The sequence below is a fragment of the Paenalicyclobacillus ferrooxydans genome (genome assembly GCF_001399675.1).
Taxonomy (GTDB): Bacteria; Bacillota; Bacilli; order Alicyclobacillales; family Alicyclobacillaceae; genus Alicyclobacillus_B; species Alicyclobacillus_B ferrooxydans.
Genome location: NZ_LJCO01000047.1, coordinates 19,548 through 44,328, shown reverse-complemented (window position 1 = coordinate 44,328; position 24,781 = coordinate 19,548). Strand labels below are relative to the sequence as shown.

Annotated in this window: 21 protein-coding genes; 7 read left to right on the top strand and 14 right to left on the bottom strand. The window is 54.6% G+C overall.

Annotation, left to right across the window (positions count from 1 at the left end; all coding sequences use genetic code 11):
- Positions 1 to 53: 53 nt before the first annotated feature.
- The 3 genes from AN477_RS11480 (at position 54) to AN477_RS11470 (ending at position 1,310) form a co-directional block, all read left to right on the top strand.
- Positions 54 to 401: a YtrH family sporulation protein gene (locus AN477_RS11480; protein ID WP_054969301.1), complete on the top strand. Its 348-nt coding sequence runs from the start codon at positions 54 to 56 to the stop codon at positions 399 to 401.
- Positions 392 to 850 carry a sporulation membrane protein YtrI gene (locus tag AN477_RS11475; RefSeq protein ID WP_054969300.1) on the top strand — a complete coding sequence of 153 codons (459 nt, stop codon included), beginning with the start codon at positions 392 to 394 and terminating at the stop codon, positions 848 to 850. Before AN477_RS11480 ends, AN477_RS11475 begins: the two co-directional genes overlap by 10 nt.
- Positions 851 to 986: 136 nt before the next feature.
- A complete protein-coding gene (locus AN477_RS11470; RefSeq protein WP_054969299.1) occupies positions 987 to 1,310 on the top strand; it encodes a DUF1811 family protein in 324 nt (107 codons plus the stop codon).
- A gap of 397 nt (positions 1,311 to 1,707) precedes the next feature.
- Here the strand turns inward: AN477_RS11470 and AN477_RS11465 are convergent, their stop codons facing one another.
- Entirely contained in the window at positions 1,708 to 2,841 is a 1,134-nt protein-coding gene (locus tag AN477_RS11465; protein WP_245631798.1) for a M24 family metallopeptidase, read from the bottom strand.
- Between the two features lie 320 nt (positions 2,842 to 3,161).
- Here AN477_RS11465 and AN477_RS11460 point away from each other — a divergent pair, with 320 nt between their 5' ends.
- The 3 genes from AN477_RS11460 (at position 3,162) to AN477_RS24500 (ending at position 7,566) form a co-directional block, all read left to right on the top strand.
- Positions 3,162 to 5,255 carry a glycosyltransferase family 2 protein gene (locus AN477_RS11460; RefSeq protein ID WP_054969298.1) on the top strand — a complete coding sequence of 698 codons (2,094 nt, stop codon included), beginning with the start codon at positions 3,162 to 3,164 and terminating at the stop codon, positions 5,253 to 5,255.
- A gap of 360 nt (positions 5,256 to 5,615) precedes the next feature.
- Positions 5,616 to 6,830, top strand: coding sequence for a glycosyltransferase family 4 protein (locus AN477_RS11455; protein WP_054969297.1), 1,215 nt, complete (start codon positions 5,616 to 5,618; stop codon positions 6,828 to 6,830).
- Positions 6,831 to 6,846: 16 nt separating this feature from the next.
- The gene (locus tag AN477_RS24500; protein WP_157061922.1) at positions 6,847 to 7,566 is read left to right on the top strand and encodes a hypothetical protein; all 720 of its coding nucleotides are present in this window, start codon (positions 6,847 to 6,849) and stop codon (positions 7,564 to 7,566) included.
- A 253-nt stretch (positions 7,567 to 7,819) separates the two neighbouring features.
- On the opposite strand, the gene AN477_RS11450 is transcribed toward AN477_RS24500, so the two are convergent.
- The 10 genes from AN477_RS11450 to AN477_RS11405 form a co-directional block, all read right to left on the bottom strand.
- Positions 7,820 to 8,494, bottom strand: a complete 675-nt coding sequence (locus tag AN477_RS11450) for a flavin reductase family protein (RefSeq protein ID WP_245631797.1) — start codon at positions 8,492 to 8,494, stop codon at positions 7,820 to 7,822.
- A 186-nt stretch (positions 8,495 to 8,680) separates the two neighbouring features.
- Positions 8,681 to 9,967, bottom strand: coding sequence for a homogentisate 1,2-dioxygenase (locus AN477_RS25240; RefSeq protein WP_245631796.1), 1,287 nt, complete (start codon positions 9,965 to 9,967; stop codon positions 8,681 to 8,683).
- 59 nt (positions 9,968 to 10,026) lie between these two features.
- Positions 10,027 to 11,118, bottom strand: coding sequence for a 4-hydroxyphenylpyruvate dioxygenase (hppD, locus tag AN477_RS11440; RefSeq protein WP_054969296.1), 1,092 nt, complete (start codon positions 11,116 to 11,118; stop codon positions 10,027 to 10,029).
- 315 nt (positions 11,119 to 11,433) lie between these two features.
- A complete protein-coding gene (locus tag AN477_RS11435) occupies positions 11,434 to 13,068 on the bottom strand; it encodes an FMN-binding glutamate synthase family protein (RefSeq protein WP_083486199.1) in 1,635 nt (544 codons plus the stop codon).
- Positions 13,069 to 13,344: 276 nt separating this feature from the next.
- Positions 13,345 to 14,259, bottom strand: coding sequence for a proline dehydrogenase family protein (locus tag AN477_RS11430; protein WP_054969295.1), 915 nt, complete (start codon positions 14,257 to 14,259; stop codon positions 13,345 to 13,347).
- A gap of 103 nt (positions 14,260 to 14,362) precedes the next feature.
- Positions 14,363 to 14,554, bottom strand: a complete 192-nt coding sequence (locus AN477_RS11425) for a hypothetical protein (RefSeq protein WP_054969294.1) — start codon at positions 14,552 to 14,554, stop codon at positions 14,363 to 14,365.
- A gap of 13 nt (positions 14,555 to 14,567) precedes the next feature.
- The gene (locus tag AN477_RS11420) at positions 14,568 to 15,509 is read right to left on the bottom strand and encodes a 4-hydroxy-3-methylbut-2-enyl diphosphate reductase (RefSeq protein WP_054969293.1); all 942 of its coding nucleotides are present in this window, start codon (positions 15,507 to 15,509) and stop codon (positions 14,568 to 14,570) included.
- A gap of 20 nt (positions 15,510 to 15,529) precedes the next feature.
- Positions 15,530 to 17,071, bottom strand: coding sequence for a nicotinate phosphoribosyltransferase (locus AN477_RS11415; RefSeq protein ID WP_245631795.1), 1,542 nt, complete (start codon positions 17,069 to 17,071; stop codon positions 15,530 to 15,532).
- A gap of 74 nt (positions 17,072 to 17,145) precedes the next feature.
- Entirely contained in the window at positions 17,146 to 18,252 is a 1,107-nt protein-coding gene (locus AN477_RS11410; protein WP_054969292.1) for an inositol monophosphatase family protein, read from the bottom strand.
- Positions 18,253 to 18,483: 231 nt separating this feature from the next.
- Positions 18,484 to 18,822 carry a hypothetical protein gene (locus AN477_RS11405; protein WP_054969291.1) on the bottom strand — a complete coding sequence of 113 codons (339 nt, stop codon included), beginning with the start codon at positions 18,820 to 18,822 and terminating at the stop codon, positions 18,484 to 18,486.
- A gap of 256 nt (positions 18,823 to 19,078) precedes the next feature.
- Between AN477_RS11405 and AN477_RS11400 the strand changes: the two genes are divergently transcribed.
- A complete protein-coding gene (locus AN477_RS11400) occupies positions 19,079 to 20,482 on the top strand; it encodes a class II fumarate hydratase (RefSeq protein WP_054969290.1) in 1,404 nt (467 codons plus the stop codon).
- A 331-nt stretch (positions 20,483 to 20,813) separates the two neighbouring features.
- Here AN477_RS11400 and megL read toward each other — a convergent pair whose 3' ends face one another.
- From megL to AN477_RS11385, 3 genes are all read right to left on the bottom strand, one after another.
- Positions 20,814 to 22,004 carry a methionine gamma-lyase gene (megL, locus tag AN477_RS11395; RefSeq protein WP_054969289.1) on the bottom strand — a complete coding sequence of 397 codons (1,191 nt, stop codon included), beginning with the start codon at positions 22,002 to 22,004 and terminating at the stop codon, positions 20,814 to 20,816.
- Between the two features lie 153 nt (positions 22,005 to 22,157).
- A complete protein-coding gene (locus tag AN477_RS11390; protein WP_054969288.1) occupies positions 22,158 to 22,613 on the bottom strand; it encodes a DUF3886 domain-containing protein in 456 nt (151 codons plus the stop codon).
- A 25-nt stretch (positions 22,614 to 22,638) separates the two neighbouring features.
- A complete protein-coding gene (locus tag AN477_RS11385) occupies positions 22,639 to 24,753 on the bottom strand; it encodes a S9 family peptidase (protein ID WP_054969287.1) in 2,115 nt (704 codons plus the stop codon).
- Positions 24,754 to 24,781: the final 28 nt, after the last annotated feature.

Genomic DNA, 24,781 nt, shown 5'->3' with positions numbered 1-24,781 from the left:
AGTAGCAATTCATTTGAAATATCTGCAGGGTTGGCTTCAGGAGGTGTTCGGACATGACTTCCTCAATCAGTTTTACGGCAAACCTTCTTATCGACTTTTTTGTGTCCATGGGAATGGTCCTTGGGGGATCACTTTTGGGCGGACTAGGGGCACTTTTGTTCCATACCCCCCCACTTTCAGTGATGGTCCGGCTATCTGAGGACCTGAAGATTTGGGCGATGGTGGCGACACTCGGTGGAACAATGGATACCCTGAAAGTCTTGGAGTCGGGTTTTCTAAAGCGCGATCTCGTTCCTGTCGGCCGTCAAATCACATATCTGGCTGTTGCTTTTATCGGCTGTCAATTGGGGGCGCTGCTGATTCGTTGGCTTGCATCGGATAGTGAAATCTCATGGCTGTAGCCAAGTCTGTGGTGGCAGGATTTTTGATTGGGGCGTTATTTGGAGCCAGTTGCACCCTTGCCTATCAGGGCAAAGCCTATGATAACCAATATCTGCAACTGCAAAAGGTAACGAATGAAAACAGTGACCTCCAACAACAGGTGGAACAGCTCAACAAACGCCTCAACAGCCCCACTAATGTGCCCGTTGTTGAAAGCATTCGAGTGAATGCTGATGCGCCTGATGGGCTCTCCGAAATTGAAGTCATCCAGGTCGTTAAGCAAGAACTTGCCTTCTTGATAGGCGAGCCGCTCGTGACGTTACAGCGAAGACCTGAACTCATATCCCACCTCATCGATGGAAAAACCATCACCGTCGATCAACAGCAACTCACGATCCACGTCAACACCGTCGTCGTCGTGAGCCAACTCTACGTATCCGTGTCAGCAACGCCCGGTAAGTCTGGCTAAGTCTGGCTAAGTCTGGCTAAGTCTGGCTTGGGCTGGCTTGGGCTGGCTTGGGCTGGCTTGGGCTGCAAGGCAGGACAAGCAGAACACATCTGTGGCACAATAGAAGAGGGAGAACATTCATTAAGGAGAAGAGAAGATGGCCCTCTACAGTACAATGACCGCAGACCAATTACAGCGTGAAATGGATAAATTGCGAGACCAAGGCGAGGCAGCATTCAACACCGAAAACTGGAGCGAATACGAAGTCCTCATGAAAAAGTGGTACCTCGCTAAGTCTTATTTGATTGAGAATGAGTTCATCCCGACTATCGGGCAAACCTACCACCTGACTGAAGAAAAAGACACCATCACGGTGACCAAGCTGGAAGGCATCATGGCGTGGGGTTACCGCGGTTCAAATGGGATAGAGTTCGCAGTTCCGATTGCGATGTTAACTAAGTCGCCGAACGCAACCAGTTAAAGTTCGGGACAACAGTTGACGTGGTTGACGTGGTTGACGTGGCTCGCTAACGAACAAAACTTCCGCTGTCGGGTATTTGTCGGCGAAGCTCCTCTACACAAGGGAAGTAATGTTCGTTATGCCTCCCAAACTGCCGAATTCACCTATGAAATTCGGAAACAGCGAACAAATTGTTCGCTGTTCTCCTTCTTAACCTTGAAAAACCCCGATTAAAGGAAAAATTGTTCGTTCTGCTGAGGTGAACGGGGGCGGGGCCCCATCTAATCGGCTGACCTGAGTGACCTGAGTGACCTGAGTGACCTGAGTGACCTGAGTGACCTGAGTGACCTGAGTGACCTCGCGCCCCCTGTTCTAACCCTCCCGTCCACCTCTGCGCCCACGGGACGCAAAGACTCTATCACACACGAATTGTGACTTCCTCAAGCTGCTTTGGTGCCTGATTAAGCGGCCTCGCGCCATCCTCTTCAATGACAATCAGGTCCTCAATCCGTACCCCAAACTTTCCTGGCAGATAAATGCCAGGCTCAATGCTCATCACCATTCCGACTTCGAGCTTCATCTCATTCCCGGCAACCACAAAAGGTGCCTCGTGAATGCTGACACCAACGCCGTGCCCCGTCCGATGCGTAAAGTACTCGCCGTATCCACCAGCCTCGATCACAGCACGGGCTGCCGCATCCACGTCAGACAGCGAGACACCCGGCTTTGCGGCTGCAATGCCCGCCAGATTCGCGGCAAGCACCAAATCGTAGACCTCACGGATCTCATCCGTCGGCTCCCCGACCACAAACGTCCGCGTGATGTCGCTCACGTAGCGATCGTAAAACCCACCGGTATCCACAATCACTGTGGTCGCTGTTTGAGATGAAATCTCTGTTCCATCCGGCTCATGGTGCGGTGCTGCTCCGTTCGCGCCAATAGCCACAATCGGCGGGAACGACATCCCCTCCGATCCGGAGTCCTCCCACAACTGCGCCAAACGCTTTGCCAATTCAAGCTCGGTCGATCCGGTCTGAATGGCCCCCTTCAGCTTCCCTACAACCTCGTCAGCCCTGTCCGATGCGCGCTGAAGCTTGTCCAACTCCACCTGATCTTTACGTGCCCTGAGCTGACTCACAATGCTGTCAGCGGCAACGGGCAACGGACTCTCGCCAGCACTACTCGACAGCTTACGAACAGCCGCAATCAAGGAAAGAACATGCCGCGCTTCCCAGTCCCCGTCAACCGCAAAGCGGCTGCCCGAACCAATTGCTTCTGCGATCCGGTCAAACGGCTGCTCCCCGTCCTTCCACAGGCTTTTCTGCACTTGCGATTGTGCAGCCTCGGTTGCGAACATCGCGTGGACAATCCATAGCGGATCGGCATTATGACGAATAACCAGTGCTGTAGCCCGCTCTCCCACTTCAAGCCAAACGCCGGCAAAATAGAACAAGTTGGCGGGCGACGTGACAATAACCGCATCGAGCCCCTCACTTGCTAATTCCTGTTGCATGGTCTTGATTCGTTGAAGGTACACATCACTTTGTGCCAATCGAACCGCTCCTTTTGTCATCCCAGATGACGCTATTATACCAGTCCTTGACACGTTCCGAATTGCAGAAGGCAAGACCCTTGTACCCCGCACTTCAGCTTCATGCTTCATGCTTCATGCTTCATGCTTCATGCTTCATGCTTCATGCTTCATGCTTCATGCTTCATGCTGCGACGTTATCTGGGCTATGTCCGTACTCATCCCCTGTGTCCAGATGGCTGTCCGCCTCTTTTTGATGACTCTCCACAGATGCCCCAACGTTCTGTCCCGCTATCGAATAGCCTGTACATAGGATCAAGCCGATTGGAGGGGGGCAAACCATGCAGAACCGCATTCCAAAAAGCGGCACCCGGCGCGCAAACAAGAGTCAACCTGTGGTCAGCCGGTCTGCCCGCGTTCGGAATCATCAACCTGCCGCCAGTCCTGCCCGCGTTCGGAGCAAACAACACCGTCAAGTCGGGACAGCCCGCCCACAGAGGGCTCGACGGCCGGTCGGCAAATCTAAACGTCTCACGAAATCCAGTACGCCCACATCTTCAACTGTCCGGGGAAGTTTAAGCGTTGTGATCCCTGCGTTTGGCCGTGCACCCCTCATTGGAACGCTCATCCGCCGACTCCGATCCTGGCCTGCTGTCAAAGAGGTTATCGTTGTGGCAAATCATTGTCCAAGCGATACTCTGAAGCGGATCGCGGGAAGCCGTGCTCGGCTTATCTCCTACCCCGAACCACTCGGGCACGATACAGGTCGAGCGATTGGTGCAATGGCAGCAACTGGAAAGTACGTCATGTTTCTAGACGCGGACATCAATTGGACACTGGCGGAACTGAGACCGTTTTTGCGCAGTCTCACATTGGGATCCGATGTCGCCTTAAACCGCTATCCAACACGCGGAAACCCGCGATACCATCACCCAACGGCAGTCGCGAAGAGGGCGCTGAATCTGGCACTCGACAGGCCGGACTTACAGGCAGCGTCGATGACAGCAGTCCCGCACGCGATTCGTCGCGATGTTATCGAAGCCATCGGTCCGGAGCACTTGGCCACGCCGCCTGTATTCTGCACGCTGGCCGTTCTCAAGGGATACCGCGTTGTCGCTGCTGCCCTGAGCCAAGTTGGTCTGCGCAATCCACAACCGGCAAGGCGGCCGTTTTCATACAATCTGAAAGACGTTATACTCGGCGATCACGCTGAAGCCTTCTACCACCTCATCCGGCATCTCGGAGAGCGCGGATATTTCATCGATTCGATCCGAAATCGTGCAGCGTTGCCGTCGCCGATCGGCGGTGCTGGTGACGATGTCCATATGACTTCCACTGGCCCCCTGCCTGCGGATGCGCAGTCACGGACGTCTGCTCCGGTACCGACGGTCGGGCTGACTCCGACACCTGCTCGGGCATCGACGACTGGGCAGACTCCGACACCTGCTCCGGCATCGACCACTGGGCAGACTCCGACACCTGCTCCGGCATCGACGGTTGGGCAGTCTCCGACGCCTGCTCGGGCATCGACGACTGGGCAGACTCCGACACCTGCTCGGGCATCGACGGTTGGGCAGTCTCCCGCGGCTCCCCTGGCACGCAGGGTTACCCGCACATCAGCGGTATTGGCGGTCGTTCCGGCGCGAAATGAGGGCAAGACCATCGCGCAGGTCATCCGCCACATCAACCGCGCGGGTGTGCGGGAAGTGTGTGTGGTGGAGAACGGATCGAGCGATGGCACTGCTCGGTACGCGACAAACTCCGGGGCAAATGTGCTTCACTTTGACCACGCCCTTGGACACGACGTTCCGCGAGCGATAGGCGCGTTAAAGCAGGCTGAGCAGCAGGTTTCCCCAACACTTTTTGTGGATGCTGATTTTCCGGTAGCTGCACAAAACCTTCGCCCGTTTGTTCGCGCTGTGACAAGCCGAGGAGTTGACGTTGCACTGAATAATCTCTCCCAAGGCGTAAGGCCTTTGGCGCAGTCGGATCCGGTAAGCACCATGAAACGCTTCCTCAATCTGATGGTCGGTCGACCTGATTTGAAGATTAGTTCGCCGACCGCCATCCCGCATGCCCTCAGCGAGCGAGCGCTTCAGTGCCTCGCACCGGTCGATCTGGCAGTACCGCCCCGGATGACGGTTCAGGCGGTCTTACAAGGATTGAATATAGCCGCTGTCCACTATGTGGATGTGGTCCGTCCCAATCGCCGAAGGAAGATCAACCACAGACGTCCCGGACGTGGATCGGGGATGACTTTAACCGTTCCGCTCACACGTCTCATCATCGGGGATCACCTGGAGGCGATGGCTCTGTGGCTAAACGCAAAAGGCCCAAGAGGGGGATACAGGCAACCGAGGCGCATGGATTTGCTGGCAAAGGCACTCAAGGAGTACAAGCGAGATCGCATGAATAGCAGTGTAACTGCACCTTGACTGGCAGCATGGCTGGGTCGGTAACAGGCGGGTACCTTGACTCGCAGCATGGGGCTGGGTAGTAACAGGCGGTACCTTGACTCGCAGCATGGGGCTGGGTGGTAACAGGCGGATACCTTGACTCGCAGCATGGGGCTGGGTGGTAACAGGCGGATACCTTGAGTGGCGGTGTGGCTGGGTCAGTAATAGGCAGGCACTTGGCTCGACAACATGGTCCTAATCTTACGCGGTTGACCAGCCGCAGACGTCTGACGTCAGTACTGCACAACTGTTCGGACACGGTCGCATATGCTGTGCTGAATCGGTTATGAGTCCATATCAGTTGGGTTATCCAGGGACTCACGAAAAGGAGATAGCAAGGTGCGCATTGCCATCGTAGCACCAGAGGAACTCCCTATCCCCCCTGTGCGGGGCGGATCGGTCCAAATATACCTTCATGCGTTGATCAAAAAGTTGGCAGGACGTCCGGGGTTGCAGGTGACGTTACTGAGTCCTGGAACGGATCGTGCGAAGATAAAGATGAATGGCTTGACACACGAGGTCCACAGCCGGCGACTGCGGGGAATGGGGTACGAAGCGTGGGTCGTCAGGCGGATCGCTGAGTTGTCCCCGGATGTGATTCAAATAGAAAACCGCCCCAAGTTGGCACATCGGATTCTGAACCTGAAAAGCACCGGATCGGGCTTGAGACACGCAAAGGTGGTCCTGAATCTCCACTCCACAACCTTTGTTGGACCGATGAATGCGTCTCGAAACACCATCGTGTCGACGCTGAAGGGGGTAGATGCTGTTGTTTTGAACAGCAGGTACCTTAAGCGCACGGTAAAGACAAACTTTGGCTTGTTGCCTTCGGCGTGGAATGCGACCGTGATCTATCCAGGAGTTGAGCGGGGCCGGTTTTCCTCAATTAACCATAGTAGAACGTCCGGGGGCGAGGGGTCTGAAGGAGCGGGACCGGGTGGTGCTGGATCAGGCGGAACTGGATCGGCTGATGCGGGAGTGACCGGTGCTGGCCCAGGCGTGCACAAACCGATGCGGCTCATCTTTGTTGGCAGAGTGATCCAGCTAAAGGGGGTACTGGTACTCGTCGCAGCGATTCGCCAGTTGACCCGTCAAGGCATTCCAGTACGGTTGACGATCGTCGGCCGCACACCGCCGTGGGAACGCGGCTATGGAGCCAAGGTCAGAAGTGCCATCAAGGGGTTACCGATAGAGTGGCATGGATTTGTATCTCCTCGCCGGCTGCCAAGCCTCCTCAAAGAACACGATGTTCTCGTTCTCCCCTCCCAACGGCGCGAAGCGTTTGGGCTAGTCAACCTCGAGGCGATGGCAGCAGGCTTGCCGGTCATCGCAAGCCGTGTAGGTGGGATACCGGAGGTTGTGACGGAAAAGTCTGGTGTACTCGTCGACAAATACGCATCTGCGGCTGCGTTTGCCGAAGCAATTTCGAGGCTATCGAACAACCCCCGCCTATACAGCACGCTGTGCGACGGTGCGCTGCAGCAGTCTCGCGCATTTACATGGACCAAGACTGCGGATGCCTTCGAGAGTCTCTATCGCAAGCTGAGCAAGTAACAGGGGCGCTGATTGCGTGAGGAGCGGCACAGGTGGTATCGCCAGGCGATTGCCGCCTAATTTAACGGAACTCAGTTCCGCTGTGGGCGCCGCCAGGCGATGGTCGCCTAATTTAACGGAACTCAGTTCCGCTGCGGGCGCCGCCAGGCGATGGTCGCCTAATTTAACGGAACTCAGTTCCGCTGTGGGCGCCGCCAGGCGATGGTCGCCTAATTTAACGGAACTCAGTTCCGCTGTGGGCGCCGCCAGGCGATTGCCGCCTAATTTAACGGAACTCAGTTCCGCTGTGGACGCCCCAGGGCGATGGTCGCCTAATTTAACGGAACTCAGTTCCGCTGTGGACGCCCCAGGTCGATGGTCGCCTAATTTAACGGAACTCAGTTCCGCTGCGGGCGCCGCCAGGCGATGGTCGCCTAATTTAACGGAACTCAGTTCCGCTGTGGACGCCCCCGGGCGATGGTCGCCTAATTTAACGGAACTCAGTTCCGCTGTGGGCGCCCCCGGGCGATGGTCGCCTAATTTAACGGAACTCAGTTCCGCTGTGGACGCCCCAGGGCGATGGTCGCCTAATTTAACGGAACTCAGTTCCGCTGTGGACGCCCCAGGTCGATGGTCGCCAAATTTAACGGAACTCAGTTCCGCTGTGGGCCACGACGACCGCAAGGCCGCCAGTCTAAGGCTCAATGAACTCTCAAATTGGAAATCGGGGAGCCTAGGCTCCCCGATACCGAATTAAATCTTGTCTCAAGCACCTGGCCCTGGCCCGCATAGCAGGCCATCAAGCTCACCAAGCCGACGCGGCCCACCGGAGCCGGACAAGCTCACCAAGCCCACCAAGCCCACCAAGCCCACCAAGCCCACCAAGCCCACCAAGCCGGACCGGCAGCGGCAGGCCCCCAAGCCTCCGCCCGGCAAGCCCTCCGCCCCAAAAGCGCCAGCCCGCAACAATCACCTCAGCCTAAATCGGATCCTCGTCGGCCTATACCGCCTCAGCCCTTATCCCCCTGCGGCGCAAAGTCGTTCAAGGTCGAGCGGCGAAACGGGAACCTGTCCGTGATCCGGGCATATTCATCTCCGGCCATGCGGCCAACGGCCTGCAGCGCATCCGGATCGATCTTCCCATCTCGATACACAGACGGTGCGATATGCATCTTGATGACGTGGCCAAGCACAAGCGATCCCGCCCCGGCCTCCTCACCAAACTCCACCACCTGAACAAGCTTGCACTCCATTTGAATGGGGCTTTCCATCACGCGCGGTGGACTCACTAAATCACTTGGAACCGGCGTCAATCCTGCAACTTCAAACTCATCAACTTCCGGCCCAAACTCAGGGTTTGTCCGACTCATCGGCGCAACGAGCGCCTCACTAACGACGTTCACCACAAACTCGCCAGTTTCCTCAATGTTTCGGAGTGTATCCTTCTTTTCCCCTGTAGCCCCTCTGCGCATGGGTGCGAACGCCACAATAAACGGTTTGGGGCAGACTCCGTTGAAAAAGCTGAATGCCGCTAAATTGTTAACTCCATCTGCACTCCTTGTTGAAACGAAGGCAATCGGTCTTGGCACGATCGATCCGATAAGCAACTTGTAATTATCCTGCCAAGGCATTTCATCCGGCAATATCTCAACGAGCGGTGCATGATCTTCATGGTCTGGTTTCACTGGTCTATCCACCCCTTTTCCGGTTTATCCTACCACGCGCATGGTACGAACATAAACATGTGGAGGCCGATCCGCTCGGCAGCCTCGTGCTCCCCCTACACACGCACGCGCCACCCTGGCCCCCACACTCTCTCTTTGTCTTCTATTTAAATTAACCCCAAACCACACTTTGCAACTCGAAATCTCTCAGTATTTGCGCTCCTGCCATGAGAACATGTAGCCCTCATCCTCTACCGTGAGAGCTGGATGCAGCACTTGCAGCGGACGGAATGTGTCCATCATGACCGCGAGTTCCTCGGTTCCCGGCTTGCCAATGCTGGCCTCTGCCGTACCCGGATGCGGGCCGTGCGGGATACCGCTTGGATGAAGCGTGATAGAGCCGATCTCGATTCCCTTGCGACTCATAAAGTTACCCCGGACGTAGTACAACACCTCATCGCTGTCGATATTGCTGTGGTTGTACGGTGCCGGGATCGACTCCGGATGGTAGTCGAACAAGCGCGGCACAAACGAGCAGACCACAAACCCTTCCCCAGCAAACGTCTGGTGCACCGGAGGCGGCTGGTGGATTCGGCCCGTGATTGGCTCGAAGTCCTCAATGTTCAGCGCATACGGATACACGTATCCGTCCCAGCCGATGACGTCAAACGGGTGATGCTCCAGCGTTAGTGTCGTCATGCCGCCCCTCGCCTTGATGCGGACCGGGTATCCCGTTTGGGACACGCCACCGTCATTGGTGCTGCCTCCCGCGCTGGTAGAGGCCGCGCCTGCTGACGCCACACCTGCAGAGGCCACACCCGCAGATGCCACACCCGCAGTTGATCCTGCCAGGGTTCCGCCTGGTCCCCCCACTGGATCGACATACTCTGGAACGCGGATATCTCGTTCGCAAAACGGTGCATGCTCAAGCAACTGGCCGTACTCGTTGCGATAGCGTCGCGGGATCTCGATGGGACTCACCGACTCAATCAGCAGATAGCGCGTAGGCTCGGCGATCGCCATCTGGTACATCGTCCCTGCTGGGATAACCAGGTAGTCGCCGGGGCGATAAGCGAGATCGCCAAACATAGAATGCAGAATTCCCGTCCCCTCGTGGATAAACAGCAGTTCGTCGCATTCCGCGTTCTTGTAAATGTCCTGCATCGACTGTGTCGCTGTACAGACCGCCATCTGTACATCCGCGTTGCCAAGCAGGTACTGCCTCGCGTCAATCGGGTGGCCGCTCTCGGTCAGGCCGAACGTCCGAAAGTGACGGTGACGAAGCGGCCCCTGGGGCTCTACCTCGTGACGTACTGCAGAGTACTCACCCACCTGCTGCACTGCGGTTGGCGCATAGACGTGATAGAGGATGGACTCGACACCGGAGAATCCCTTGGTGCCGAACACCTCTTCCTTGTAGAGCTCACCGTCTGGGCGGCGGAACTGTGTGTGACGTTTATGCGGGATGCTCCCGCGGGCAACGTAAAACGGCATCATCTGCCCCCCTTATCCAACCCTATACTCGATGACGAATAGCCCGCTGCGAAGGTGCCTTACAGATTGCCGCGCAGCGCCTGCTCCTTCTCAATCGCCTCAAACAAGGCCTTGAAGTTGCCGTTGCCAAAGCCGCGGCTGCCCTTGCGCTGGATGACTTCAATAAACACCGTCGGGCGGTCCATCAGCGGCCGCGTGAAGATCTGCAGCAGGTAGCCCTCTTCGTCTCTATCGACGAGGACGTTCAACTCTTGCAGCTTTTTCGTATCTTCGTCGATCTCGCCGATCCGATCCCAGAGCTCATCGTAGTATGAGTCGGGTGCACTCAGGAACTCGACGCCTGCAGCCTTCATCTCGGAAACCGTCCGGATGATGTTGTTGGTCTTGAGTGCAATGTGTTGCACGCCCGGTCCACCGTAGAATTCGAGATACTCCTGAATCTGCGACTTCTTTTTGCCGACCGCGGGTTCGTTAATCGGGAACTTGATTTTGCCGCCGCCGTTCTGCATGACTTTGGACATCAAGGCTGAGTACTCGGTACTGATGTCGTCGTCGGAGAAGTGAACGAACTGCTCAAACCCGAGCGCCTTCTCGTAGTAGTTGACCCAGTACTCCATCTTGCCGAGTTCGACGTTACCGACCGTGTGATCGACAGCGAGCAGCCCTTTGGATTCGCCGCCAAACACGTTGTTCTCTTTTCTGTATCCCGGCAAAAATGCACCCTTGTACTGACCGCGTTCGATAAACGCATGCACTGTATCGCCGTACGTTCCAACCACTGACTTCTTGACGATCCCGTTCTGATCTTCGAGGACTGCCACGGGACTGACGGCAATCGCACCGTGATCGACAGCAGCCTGATACGATAACTCAGCATCATCGACCGTGAAAGCGATTTCTTTTACGCCATCACCATGAAGCTTGACGAACTCTGCGATCGGGTGATCCGCGGATAACGCCCCGGTCACAACGAGTCGAATGTCTCCTTGTTCCAACACATAGGAAACCCTGTCGCGCACACCTGTCTCCATGCCTGCATAGGCGGTAACCTGGAACCCGCAGCCTTTGGACAAGAAGTACGCAAACTGTTTCGCATTGCCGACATAGAATTCCGTGTAATCAATGCCGAGCAGCGGTAGATGATCTGTCATGTGGTGATCCTCCCTCAAATTTCCATTGACTGACAAGATTCAAACGGGACTTACAAGATTAAAGCCGGACTGCAATGTTCAAGTGGGACTGCAAATAAGGCCCACAAGATTCAAACGGACTGTTTTCCTCCGTTCATTCCAATTTCAATATAATCAATTCTCAAAACACCCCGCAAGAATACCATGTACTGCGTTGCAGTGCTAAAGTACCGTTTATGATGCTAAGGGGGCGCCGATCATGGTGCGGCTCGTGGTGCGGCTCGTGGTGTGGCTCGTGGTCCCCCCGCATATCGCCTGCCTCTGTCGCAACAACGCTTACCCAGCGTCCCCCACGGCCCCTTGGCGGGTGACACCGTGGTCTGCCGCAACGTGATCGCCAACGCCATCCCCTTTGTTCGGAAGCGGAAACAGCTCACTCAAGCGGATGCTGCGGCCGTGTTCGTTCTGGAATACCACATGTTCCCGCGTAAACTGCCGTGGACTCTCAAGCCCACAAGCTGCAGCAAGCGCAAACAGGCCTTGTCTGAGGTTGACGATGTAGTTCATCACACGCCACTGTTTCTCCTCGACCACTAACGACCCTTGATACCTGGGATCCGTTGTCGTGACACCTGTCGGACATTTTCCGGTGTGGCATTGCATCGCCATGATGCATCCGTTTGCCATCATGAAACCGCGAGCCGAGTTGACACAGTCCGCACCGATTCCAAGTGCTATGGCAACCTTATCTGCAGTAATGAGCTTACCGGACGCAAATACTTTGAACCTGTCGCGAACTCCGTAACGATGCGCCGCATCAATAAATGTGATGAGCGCCGGAATCAATGGCAGCCCCATCGTGTCGGCCATCGACTTGAAGGTCGCACCGGATCCGCCTTCACTTCCGTCAATCGTGAAAAAGTCTGGGTAGACATCCATGCGGAGCATGGTGTCAAAAAGTTGACCCAACCGTTCGGAGTCTCCGACGACAATCTTGATGCCAACTGGTTTACCGCCTTCGGTTTGCAACTGTTTGACAAATCTCAGTGTGTCTTCAGCCGTTTTCAAGAACGGAAAGCGGTTTGGAGAATTCACGGTTACGCCAATCGGCACCTTCCGAATCGCCGCAACTTTTGCAGTGACTTTTGAACCCTCGAGATGACCACCCCGGATTTTTGCACCTTGCGCAAACTTCAGCTCAAACGCCTTGATGTTCGGCTCGGCTGCTTTTGTCTTGAACTCATCCATCGAGAAGTGACCTTGGTCATCCCGATAGCCAAACAGTCCGGGCCCAATCTGTGCAACGACGTCCACCCCAGTCGCCAGGTGCTCCGGGGCAACGCCGCCTTCACCGGTGTTGATCCACGATCCGCCGGCTCTCGCAGCACCTTTGCCCGTCGATAGAATATAGTGCTCGCCGACCGCACCATAGGAGGTCGCAGAGGCGCCGAACATTCCCTGGAGATGCCACGGCTGTTTACGCTCGGGTCCAACAACAATCACATCCTCATCCCGGTAAAGCCATCTCGGTATCTCTGTTCGGGTTAAGTGCTCATGGCGGGTGAACAGACCTTCCTTGTCGATCTCGTAGTGTCTCGCTTCCACCTTTTCCGCATTGTCGACTTTAAGCTCCTCCACGAGGCGCGGGAACAGGTCGTTTGAAATGTAGTATCCAGGTTGGGTAAAATCGCGCTTTGAACCGAAACTCACGAGGTCGGTCTGATATTTCGCGGAAAACGTCACACCGAGGAATTCATTGCGAGAGAACGGTTGGCCAAGGGTATCACCATCAAACCAGTACTGACGAAACTCCGGGCCCATCTTCTCCAGAAAGTAACGAAACCACCCAAGGTACGGATGCGCTCGGATGACCGAGTGTTGGGGCTTTTTTGAGAGGATGTATAGATAGAAAAGTCCAAACACAGGAGCGAAAACAATGACAAGCAGTAGTACCAAAAGTACAATCTCCATGAGTCTCACGGCTCCCTTCTGAATCTTCTCTGTTCAGTATACTCCAAAAACGAACGCAGAAAGGCCGTTACCCTTCGGTAACGGCCGCCAATTTGTCCCCATATAATTGCTCGCTGCGCTTCAAAACGCTTCAAAACGCTTCAAAACGCTTCAAAACGCTCCAAAACGCTCCAAAACGCTCCAAAACTCCTCAAAACGCCTCAAGTCGAAGTCGTCTCACAACGCCTAAAATCGTCTCAAGACGCATCGAAGCAACAAATCAGAGCAGTACATGAATTAGTGCAAAATACCTCGTAATACAAACCCAACGTTTGCCGGTCGTTCGGCCAATCGGCGCATAAAGTAGCCATACCAGTCGGTCCCATACGGTACATACACGCGAATCGGATATCCCTGTTGAACAAGTTGCTGTTGCAGGTCTGTGCGGATGCCATAGAGCATCTGGAACTCATATTTGTCGGCCGGGATCTGATGTGCGGCGATAAAAGTCTTGGCATGATCAATGATTTTCTCGTCATGCGTTGCAATCATGGTATAGCCCTTGCTCAGCAACTGAGCCTCCATGATCTTAACGTAGTTTGCATCCACATCCTGTTTTTCAGGAAAGGCCACTTCTGACGGCTCTTTATAGGCACCTTTCACAATGCGCAGTGAAACGCCTTCATCACTCAGACCAAGCACATCGTCAAGGCTTCGATACAAATAGGCCTGAATTACGGTTGAAACGTTTCCATACTCTTGACGGAGCTGATTAAAGATATCCAGCGTCTGCTGGCACCGTGGGAAGTCCTCCATATCAATATTGACCCACAGCCCGTACTCTTTCGCCTGACTGACAATGCGGCGCATGTTTGCCATGCATACATCGAGACCGATATCCATTCCAAGCTGCGTCATTTTAACAGACAAGGTTGCCTCGGCACCAGCATGGTGGATTGCCCGCAATGCGTCAATGCAATCGTCAGCCAACTGATTCGCTTCGGCAGCATCCGACACAAATTCACCAAGGTGATCAAGCGTCACACGAAGACCTTGACGATTCAGCTGCTTGACTCTGTCAATAGCATTCTCAATCGTTTCTCCTGCAACAAAACGCTGAGCTCCTAGACGCAAACCGTACCGTTTCGCCCAGCGGTTTGCTGACTGGCTTTTCGCCATTGACAAGAGCACGGAACGCATAAACTGTTCCATAAAAATCCTCCCAGAAAAATCCCATAGTGACAACGTTCGTAGCTGATCCGCAATCCATTATACACGCATTTCGTTGAAACGAAACAAAGTGTAATTTTTGTCATTACAAGATGTAGCGAAGGACATGGACACCGTGCGTTCCCGCCTGGAACCCGATCACAAACCCAAGCAACCCCAAGAAGGCAATCCAAAATAGGACTGCTAGAATGGTAAATAACCAGCGAACTGCCTTTGTGCGCAACCAAGTACATAAGACTGCGATGATTAGAATGACAACCAGTAACGGGACGAGCAACTGTTCTCTCTCCTTACTTGTCGCGACTGCTCGGGAGCAACCTGTCTGTAGCTACTTTCGCTTCCCGGACCCACGTCGACGGATCGTCCGGATGATACTGCTCGAGAAATGCGATGACCTCTTTGGTGATGGCGGTCGGTGTAGATGCGCCGGCGGTCACTGCGACCGTCTCCACGCCATTTAGCCACTCCTGATCGATTTCAGTTACATCGGCAATCCGGTGCGCCGGCGTCTTTGCAACTTCAATGGAAACTTGCGCCAACCGGTTCGAATTGTTGCTCCGCGGATCGCCCACGACCAGACAGAGATCTGCATCCTTCGCTTGCTCAGCAACCGCCTGCTGGCGGGTCTGTGTGGCCATACAGATCTCGTTGTACACGAGAGCCTGAGGGTATTTTTCCTTGACCTTTGCCATTAAATCCGCTGTATCCCACTGACTCATCGTTGTCTGGTTGGTGACTGCAATTTTGTCGTTGTGAATGTCCAAAGCCTCCACGTCATCCTCGTTTTCAACGAGAAAAACATGGTCAGGAGCCACGCCGACAGCCCCTTCCGGCTCTGGATGCCCCTTTCGGCCGATGTAGACGATGTCGTAGCCTGAAGCGACATGCTCTCTGATCAGATCGTGCGTCTTGGTCACGTCCGGGCACGTCGCATCAATCACATGCAGTCCCCGTTCCCGAGCGCGCCGCTTTACTTCAGGGGACACGCCGTGGGCTGTGAAGATTACCGTTCCTTCGGTGATTTTCTCCAGCAACGAAAGTCTGTCGGCACCGTCAAGCGTGATCACGCCTGCACTTTCAAACGCGTCGACGACATGACGATTGTGAACAATCATTCCAAGAATATATATCGGGCGAGGCAGGTTTGGATCGTCTGCTGCCTGCTTCGCCAAGACCATCGCATCCACCACGCCGTAACAGTAGCCTCGCGGCGAAATTCGAATTACCTTCACGAAAACCACTCCTTGTCAAGTTACGCCTCGTCCGGACGCCACTCGTGAAGTAACCGTTGCTTTAATTCCCACAGTGCCTTCGACAGGTCGACATGATAAATATGCGGTTGAATCGGTCGCAGGATTTCTTTTGAAAACAAGGCCAATCCGCTTTCCACATGCCTTCTGATGTCCTTCAGGTTCGGCAGCTCATAAACGAGCTTCCCTTCAAGATACACCGGGACTAATAATTCCTCTACTTCGTAATTGCGAATTACCTTACGTTTATATGTGTGCACCGGATCGAACAGCTCAAGGGGCTTTGAGATATCAAAGGTCTCATGGTCAAGTGCAATCAAATCCGCTGAGGCATGTCCGTTCACTGTGAATCGTAACACCTTTTTCTTACCTGGGTTTGTGACTTTGTTCGCATTCTCGGAAACTTTGATGCTCGGTGTCATCTGTCCATCCCGCTCTTGGGCGACAAGTTTATAGACACCGCCAAGCGCAGGGGTATCGTAGCTTGTAATCAGCTTGGTGCCGACCCCCCAGGATGTGATGGCCGCTCCCTGAATGATCAAGTCGCGGATGGTCCATTCATCGAGATCGGACGATGCGACAATTCCGACGTAAGTGAGTCCTGCGTCATCGAGGACGCGGCGAACATGTTTGGACAAATATGCGAGGTCACCGCTGTCGATACGGACCCCAAGCAGTTTCCGCCCTTGTGCTTCCATCTCTTTCGCCACGGTGATGGCGTTTTGGATGCCGCTTTTGAGCACATCGTAGGTATCAATCAGCAGCACTGTTGCATCCGGAAACGTGTCCGCATAGGCTCGAAACGCATCCAACTCAGATGGGAAACTTTGTATCCAGCTGTGTCCCATGGTTCCCATGACCGGAATGTCGAAACACTGGCCAGCCTGAACGTTACTCGTTCCTTGGCAGCCGCCGATGAACGCCGCACGGGCGCCAAATACCGATGCGTCTATGTTTTGCGCACGACGAAGACCCATTTCAATGACAGGGCCGACTTTCCCGGGAGCCGTTGCTGCGGCATCGACGATCCGCTGAGCCTTCGTCGCGATCAGGCTCTGATGGTTGATGAACGCGAGCATCGCAGACTCAAGGAGTTGGACCTCGCAAATTGGCCCTTCTACCCGGACGAGCGGTTCATTCGGGAACACGATGGTTCCTTCTGGCACGGCATACACATCGCCTGAAAATCGAAAGTCTCGCAGCATATCGAGAAATTCTTCGGAAAACAAGCCAAGGCCGCGCAAATAGGTTAATTCCTCTTCGCCAAAGCTCAGATGATGTAAATACCAAACAACCTGTTCCAATCCGGCAGCAACCACGTAGCCGTTCCCGGAAGGGTTGTTCCGGTAGAATACATCGAAGACCACCCTTTGGTGATGCCGGTTGGCCCGGAAATACCCGTACATCATCGTGAGTTGGTACAGATCGGTGACAAGTGACACCCTTCTGTCCCGATACACAGGCAAGCTGCTGATCTCTTCAACCCGCTTTAATGCACGTTCCTGTACTTCGAGGTTTACCCCAGCTTGTTCTTGACCCATCATTTCTCATCTGCCTTTGTCGTGTTCTGATTTAGCCTAAGACGTCTTTATTTAGATTTGTCTTCTGCGGATTCGATTCATTCGACTGATTCAGGTTGATATGGAGTTGCCAATGTGTTTCGGATATCTTCTGCCAACACCGCCTGCCCACAGGCAACCACGTTACGCACAGCGAGTTCGTACGCAGACCCGTCGATGGCTGTGATTACGCCGCCAGCCTCCTCTACAAGAAGCGCTCCAGCGGCAATGTCCCAGGCATTCAGGTCGTATTCCCAGAACCCTTCAATCCTTCCTGCCGCAACGTACGCCAGATGCAGTGCTGCGGCACCGAATCCCCGCAGGCTCTTTGCCCGGCGCACAATCGCCATGCCATTCACCAGTGAGGCTTCCCGATGGTCTGCGCGTGTTGGAAATCCGCTCGCAATGACTGATCTTCGTAACTCGCCGATGGATGATGCCGACATCCGCTCGCCCGGTAATGCTGTCAGTTTGGAAGGCGTCAGCGTGGAAGGGGTCAGCGTAGGAACGGTCGGGGTTAGGGAGCGTTCGGTCGAGGTGCTGCCCGCAACAGTCCCTTCGCTGGTGATTTGGGCAGTCCCTTCGGCGGCAGTTGAGGCAGCCCCTTCGATGGCAGTCCCCTCGGCGGCAGTTGAGGCAGCCCCGGCCACGTGCTGTGACACCCTGTGCCCTGTCGCATCAGATGTGAATACATTCAAAACCTCTTCGCCGCGCACTCTCCAAGCACCGTGTCCGCGTACGGCGTAAAAGAGCTCGTCACGGTACGGATCGTACACAGCCCCAAGCTTGAGTTCACCCTGAGCAGCATACGCCAAGGACACGACAGACAATGGAATTTTTGAGACGAAGTTGGTAGTTCCGTCGATCGGATCGATAATCCATAAATGGGCTGCATCCGAGACCGCTTCCAGTGCGGACTTTGCAGCCTTTGCCCCCGGGGCCGTCCCTTCTTCGCCAAGCACCACGTCGTCAGGTGCCATGCGGCGAATGTGCCCCCGAATGATCTCCTCAGCAGCCTTATCGACCTCAGTGACAACATCGGCTGCTGACGTTTTCTGCGTCACTTGTTTATCGCTTCCCACGCGCGCAGCAAAGTAGCGCCCCGCCTTGATGGACGCCTGAATCAATATGGACAACCGATGTATATCGATAACTCCTTCCTGCACGGGATGTCCTCATCTCCTTTATATCGATGATGCCGTAAGGCACCTTTTGATTTTGGCTCCAGGTGTCAGGTCGACACACGAGCAACAATTACAGGCATGTTGGCGTAGCCTTCCACTTCATCCTGCACTCCATTAGCTGACTTAAGTGGCTGACACCGACTTAAACGCGCCCGACGGCACCATATAGGTTGGGCTAAGTCGCTGGGACCGACGGACCCACTTAACAACGACCTACAGCCCGCCAGCCCAGACGCCGATCAAAAGCAGTACAAGAACCCCGATGTAACCCGTGAGTTGCTGCGCCGGTCTGCGGGAATCCTTTGTAAAGATGTGAGCAACGGCCACCGCTGCAAGCATAAACAACGGATGTAACAGCCATATCCCACCACGATGATTCAGCAGAAGCGTGATGATCCCAAGCAGCACCTGCAGGTCCAGTAGCCCAGTCAAGATCTGGTAGAAACTTTTGCGCGAGGTCCATCCTTTTGAGAGTCGAATGCCATTCCAAATCAGTAACAAGGCTGCCACAGCCAGGGTAATAAAACCTAAGATCGCGTGCACGGCTATCAATTGATTGCGCCCCTTTCAAGCAGATTCTACTTCAAACATTTCCACATCATCTTACCGGAAGCGGTAGTAGAATGCTATGCCAAGCCTATACCCAACCGTTTGACGCACCCGCGCACCCCACGTGACGGCCTTGGAATCATGATATGGGATGGAAATTGGTATACTTTTGGAAGGGAGATCCATGTGACTCAAGGTTGCACCTTAACGAAGTTCCCACACGGTATCACATTGCCCCCTAGGTAAGGAGTGTTGTTTGATGACAAGCTCACGATCCGTTCACGACTCCCTCGGCGAACTCTCGATTCCATCCGAGGCGTATTACGGAGCCCAAACAGCCCGTGCAATTGAAAACTTTCCTATCAGCGGTCTACGGTTACAACGCCCCTTCATCCGGGCTCAGGCGATTATCAAGTGGGCCGCTGCCAAAGCACACCAAGAACTCGGCGTCCTCGATCACGACAAGGCCACGGCAATTTGCGATGCGGCACAAGAAGTCATCGACGGAAAATTTGACAGTTGGTTCCAAGTCGATGTCTATCAGGCAGGCGCCGGGACGTCCCAAAACATGAACGTCAACGAGGTGATTGCCTCACGGGCAGCTGAGTTACTTGGCAAATCGCGCGGGGACTACTCTGTCGTGCATCCAAATGACCATGTGAATATGTCGCAGTCCACCAATGACACGATCCACGTGGCCATGCAAATCGCTGGGATGGAGCTCCTGGTGCATGAACTTTACCCTGCCCTGGACAATCTCATCGCCGATCTCGATGACAAGACTCGCGAATTCGCGGAGGTGGTGAAATCCGGACGGACGCACCTGCAAGACGCTGTTCCACTTCGACTCGGGGATGAATTTAGCGCTTACGCAGATAACCTTCGTCGGCATAAGCAGTGGTTGGATGAGGCAGGACAGTCGCTGTTCGAGATCGGGCTTGGGGGAAACGCAGTAGGGACCGGGATTAACACCCCGGAAGGATTCGCAGAGGTCAGCGTTAGCTACGTCCGACAGTTTACCGGCCTACCCTTTCAAATCGCACGCAATCCGTTTACCTTCAATCAAAACCCGGATGAGGTTGTCTTCGTGAGCGGGGTGTTGCGGAGCCTCGCGCTGGCGTTGCAGCGGATCGCCAATGATTTTCGGCTGTTATCATCAGGCCCACGGACGGGGCTGGCGGAGATTCAACTTCCTGCTGTGCAGCCTGGCTCATCCATCATGCCCGGGAAAATCAACCCCGTGATGGCCGAGATGTTGAACATGATCGCGTTCCAGGTCCAAGGATGCGATACGACTGTCGCGCACGCAGGAGGAGCCGGACAACTTGAACTCAACGTCATGATGCCCGTGATGGCGGCGAATTTTTTGCATGAAATCCACATCCTTGCGACGGGGATGAATGCCTTCTCCACGCGCTGCGTAAAAGGGATCACGGCGGACACTGCCCGCTGCGAACGATACGCGGATCTGTCGCTGTCACTAGCCACAGCGCTCAACACCGAGGTCGGTTATGAAACTGCCGCAAAAGTAGTCAAGCAGGCACTGGCGAGCAATATTTCGTTGCGAGAATCGGGGGAAGCACTAGGGGTGGATGCAAAGGCGTTAAATCAGGCGCTGGATACAAAATCGTTGTCCCAGGTGGTCAAGCGTACGAAAGCGTAAGGGCGCAGACAGTTCCTGATACGCACCAAAGGACAGCCCCCAAAAGTACCATTGACAGGTCTTTGAAATGATTGAATTTGCTGCTTGCAACAGTGGCTTTTATCGTCGTGGATATCTGGTTTGGACCTGGGGATTCAAGATTCATGTTTGACTCAACGTACTCCACAGCCTCACCTCGCCTGAACGGTATACTTACTTTTAGCATAGAAGACTGTGATCGACTATCGCCAAGTTGCGGGGTTCTTCGCTCCTGCTGCGCTGATAAAAATAAGAGGGAGAATTCGATGGCGAATTCTCCCCCCATTTTGCCTTCGTCTGGAACAGGAGACGCCTACATGCCGTCGACGCTGCAGAGGGCCTGATTCAAATCATTCCAGATATCATCCACATCCTCGAGGCCGGTCGACAGTCGAATGAGTCCATCGTCGATCCCCATCGCCTGCCGCACTTCGGGCGGAACAACCGTGTGAGTCATGCTCGCCGGGTGCTCAACCAGCGTATGTGTCTCGCCAAGGGACACTGCCCGTTCGCAAAGCTCAAGACGGTTCATCATATTCATTCCCGCAGACAACCCGCCTTTCACAATGAAGCCAATCACGCCGCCCCCGCCGGACATCTGGCGCAGATAGAGGTCTCTTTGTTTATAGCCTGCAAGTCCTGGATAATACACAGACTCCACAACAGGATGACGTGCAAGTCTTGAAGCAATCTCAAGTGCGTTTTCCACATGCCGATCCATTCTGAGGGAGAGTGTCTTCATCCCCCGCAACACCAACCAAGCGTCAAATGGAGCGGCGATCCCGCCGATATCCTTTTGCGTGTGCATGTGGATTTCATCCATCAAGTCCTTCGGGCCCACCGCAAGTCCGAGAATCACATCCCCGTGACCGCCTAGGTACTTCGTTGCACTGTGAACGACGAAATCAGCACCTAATTCAATCGGGCGCTGAAGGACAGGCGTGGCAAACGTATTATCCACGACTAACTTAGCGCCGAACTCATGCGCCACACGAGCGCACGCTTCAAGATCGACGAGTTCCATCGTTGGATTCACTGGTGTCTCGACGTACACAACCTTGGTGTTTGGGCGTATCGCCTCCCGAACGGCGGCCTCGTCACCGAGATCGGCAAGGCTGAACGAAACATGAAACTTGCTCTGAAGCATCTCAAGTAAGCCAAAGGTGCAACCATAGAGGCCGCGTGAAGCAAGAATGTGATCACCAGACTCTACTAAGCCTATAAGTACTGCTGAGATGGCTGCCATACCGCTGCCAAAGGCAAGCCCCTCTTCAGCCCCTTCGAGGTCGGCAATAGCGGCTTCCAGCAACCGAGTCGTCGGATTTCCAAGCCGCGAATAGATGTAACCGCTTTCTTCTCCAGCAAAGCGAGCACGACCTTGCTCAGCCGTATCAAACGTAAACGTTGAGGTTTGGAAAATCGGTGGAGTCACGCTGCCAAACGGTCTGCTTCCTGGAACAGAATCGGGTTGATGAATCAAACGAGTGTCGAGTGACCGTGCCATTCTAAACGCCTCCCAGATCTCGTTATGCCTTTGACATGGTATGCGTGAAGCAATGCGGGGAGTACCTCGCTCCCCGCATTGACACTCACACAAGTTGAATCCCGGCTGACTAGCCTCAGCCCGTTATCCAGCGCAGCAATCTCGCCTGCTTCATTACTCCTTGAAGGAACGCCAATCCAGCTTTGAGTCATCGAGCAGTCTCTCAAACGATTCCTCATCTGCAGGCATCGGGTTGAACAACTCGGCAAACGATTCCGCCTCGTCGCTTTCAGTTCCGTCGTCATGCCGACGTTGACCCGTACGATGCTTCGCGGCCGAACCCGCAGCCGCCCTTGGTTTTACCTGCCCCTGCTTTGCACGGGCTTCCTTTTGCGCCGCTTCTTCTTCGAGTGAGGCCTTCATTTGCTTCAGCTTATCGGCCATATCACCCTTTAAAGCTTGAGCAAGGGTTGCTTGGGCGTCGGAATCTTTGTCCTTATCCTTCGCTCCCTGCTTACGGGCTTCAGCGCGTTGTCGGCGCTCGTCGTTGCCAAACCAATCTGCAGCAAAGTCTGGCTTGTCTCGCCCGTCTTCAACTGAGGCTGTGTGCTTTCTTTTTTTAGAACTCAACGCAATTCCCCCCTTTGGGGCTCTATTACTCTTCGCTTGGCAGGCGGTCGTTGATATAGTTGAAAATTGCCTGCAAACGTTCTTGGCGAAGTTTAGGCTTCCCATTTCTGGACAGTCCATGGCTGGCGTTTGGAATGCGGAACAATTCGACTTCCCCGCCGCGACGCTTGATGGCCGTGTAGAACTGTTCTGCCTGCTCGATAGGGCAACGCAGGTCGTTTTCCGAATGCAAAAGCAACAGCGGTGTCTTCACCTGTGGTGCGTAGGCAAGCGGGGACATCCTCCACAGCTTCTCTGGTTCAGTAAAGATGTCTCCGCCAAGTTGTGCTTCAACAAACAGCGGGCCGATATCACTGACCCCGTAGAACGAGAACCAGTTTGAAATCGAACGTTGGGAAACCGCTGCAAAGAACCTGTCTGTATGACCGACGATCCAGTTGGTCATGAATCCTCCGTAGCTGCCGCCTGTGACGCCAACGCGTTTGCCGTCGAGGAAATCAAACTGTGCCACAGCTGCATCGACGCTGTTCAACACGTCAGCCGCGTCGCCCTCACCGTAATGGTGACGAACCGCGTTCACAAATTCCTGGCCATACCCCATGCTTCCGCGCGGGTTCATAAACAGCACTGCGTAACCTTGGCTCGCAAACCATTGCATCTCGTGGAAAAATCCATATCCATACTGGAGTTGCGGGCCGCCGTGAATGTCGAGAATCACAGGGTATTTGTGACCCTCTTCGTAGTTGAAAGGCTTCATGACCCAACCTTCGACAACCCAGTCATCCTGTGAGCGGAACTCAAAGCGCTCTGGCTGGATGGTCTCCACTTCTTCAAACAGTGCGTCGCACGCATTGTCGAGGCGTGTCTCGCTTGCCGGAAAGAAAGCTACCGGTTTGCTGCCCATCGACTCGGTGACGGCACGGAAATGGCGCGCCTGTGCCTCGCCTTCAACAGGGTGAACGGTTGCGACCTTGCCGGGATGCGTCTGTGTGGCGTAAGCAATGGTAACGGTCGCCGGATCGGCAAAGTCAAAACCATAAACCTGCCGATCACCGCCGATGAGCACCTTTGCCTCACTGCCGTTTCCGCCTGCGCTGAAACGAACCAGTTCAGTCCGGCCATCACGGGATGAGAGTGCGTAGAGATGCTTTCCATCTGCACTCCATTTTGGACCGGCCCCACGCACGTCAGGATGGGTGTCGCTCAGGACAGCGTCCATGATAGTGTCCGGGAATTCTGAGGTCAAGTTTACACCTGCGCCGCCTGTTGCAGGAATCGTGTAAATGTCAGTATGGGTTGCAGATTCAAACTCGTTCTTATTCCCATAAAATGCAATGGTTGATCCGTCCGGCGAGTACGATGGGTTGTAACCAATGGTATCATCGCAAAGCAGTTCGAGCTCTCCGCCTGTGATTGCCACGCGGTAGATGTCCGAGTGACGCTCTGGGTCAGTGTCTTTGTGATCGCGACGATTCGACGCAAATGCGACATACTTGCTGTCCGGGGACACAGCAGGGCCGCTGACACTGTGTGGACCGTCTGTCAGTTGTGTGAACTCCCCTGTCTCCACGTCGACGACAACCAACTGGCTTTCGCGGTGCTTGGACATGCCTGCGCCGTCCATCTTGTAGTACAAACGGTCGTAGCGTTTCGGCCCTTCGGCCCACTCTTTCTGGACCTTCTGGGTTGCTTCCTCGCAGTCCTTGGCTGACATGTCAGCTTCGAAGGCTTCGATGGTCCCGCCAATCGCGACCGCAGTCAAGCCCACCAGTTTCTGACCGTCTGGAGTCCATACCAAAGAGCTGATGCCATTCTTGAACCGGGTCAGTTGCCGTGCTTCACCGCCAGCTAATGGCAGGATGAAGGCCTGCGGCGTACCCCCGTTACGATTTGATAGGAATGCGAGAGATTGTCCATCAGGAGACCAAGTTGCACCGTAGTTTCGTGTCCCGGAAGAGGTCAATTGAGAACGCTTCCCACCAGCAACAGAAGAAATAAACAGTTGTGTCTCATATTCATCCGTTTTCCGGTTTACTGTTGTCTGTTCATATACGACCTGCTCGCCGTTCGGGGCCACCGAAGGGTTTCCTACCAACTCAAACCCATACAGATCATCAATCGATACACCGCGTTTTGCCAACGATAAAGCCCCCATTCTGTTGTCACTC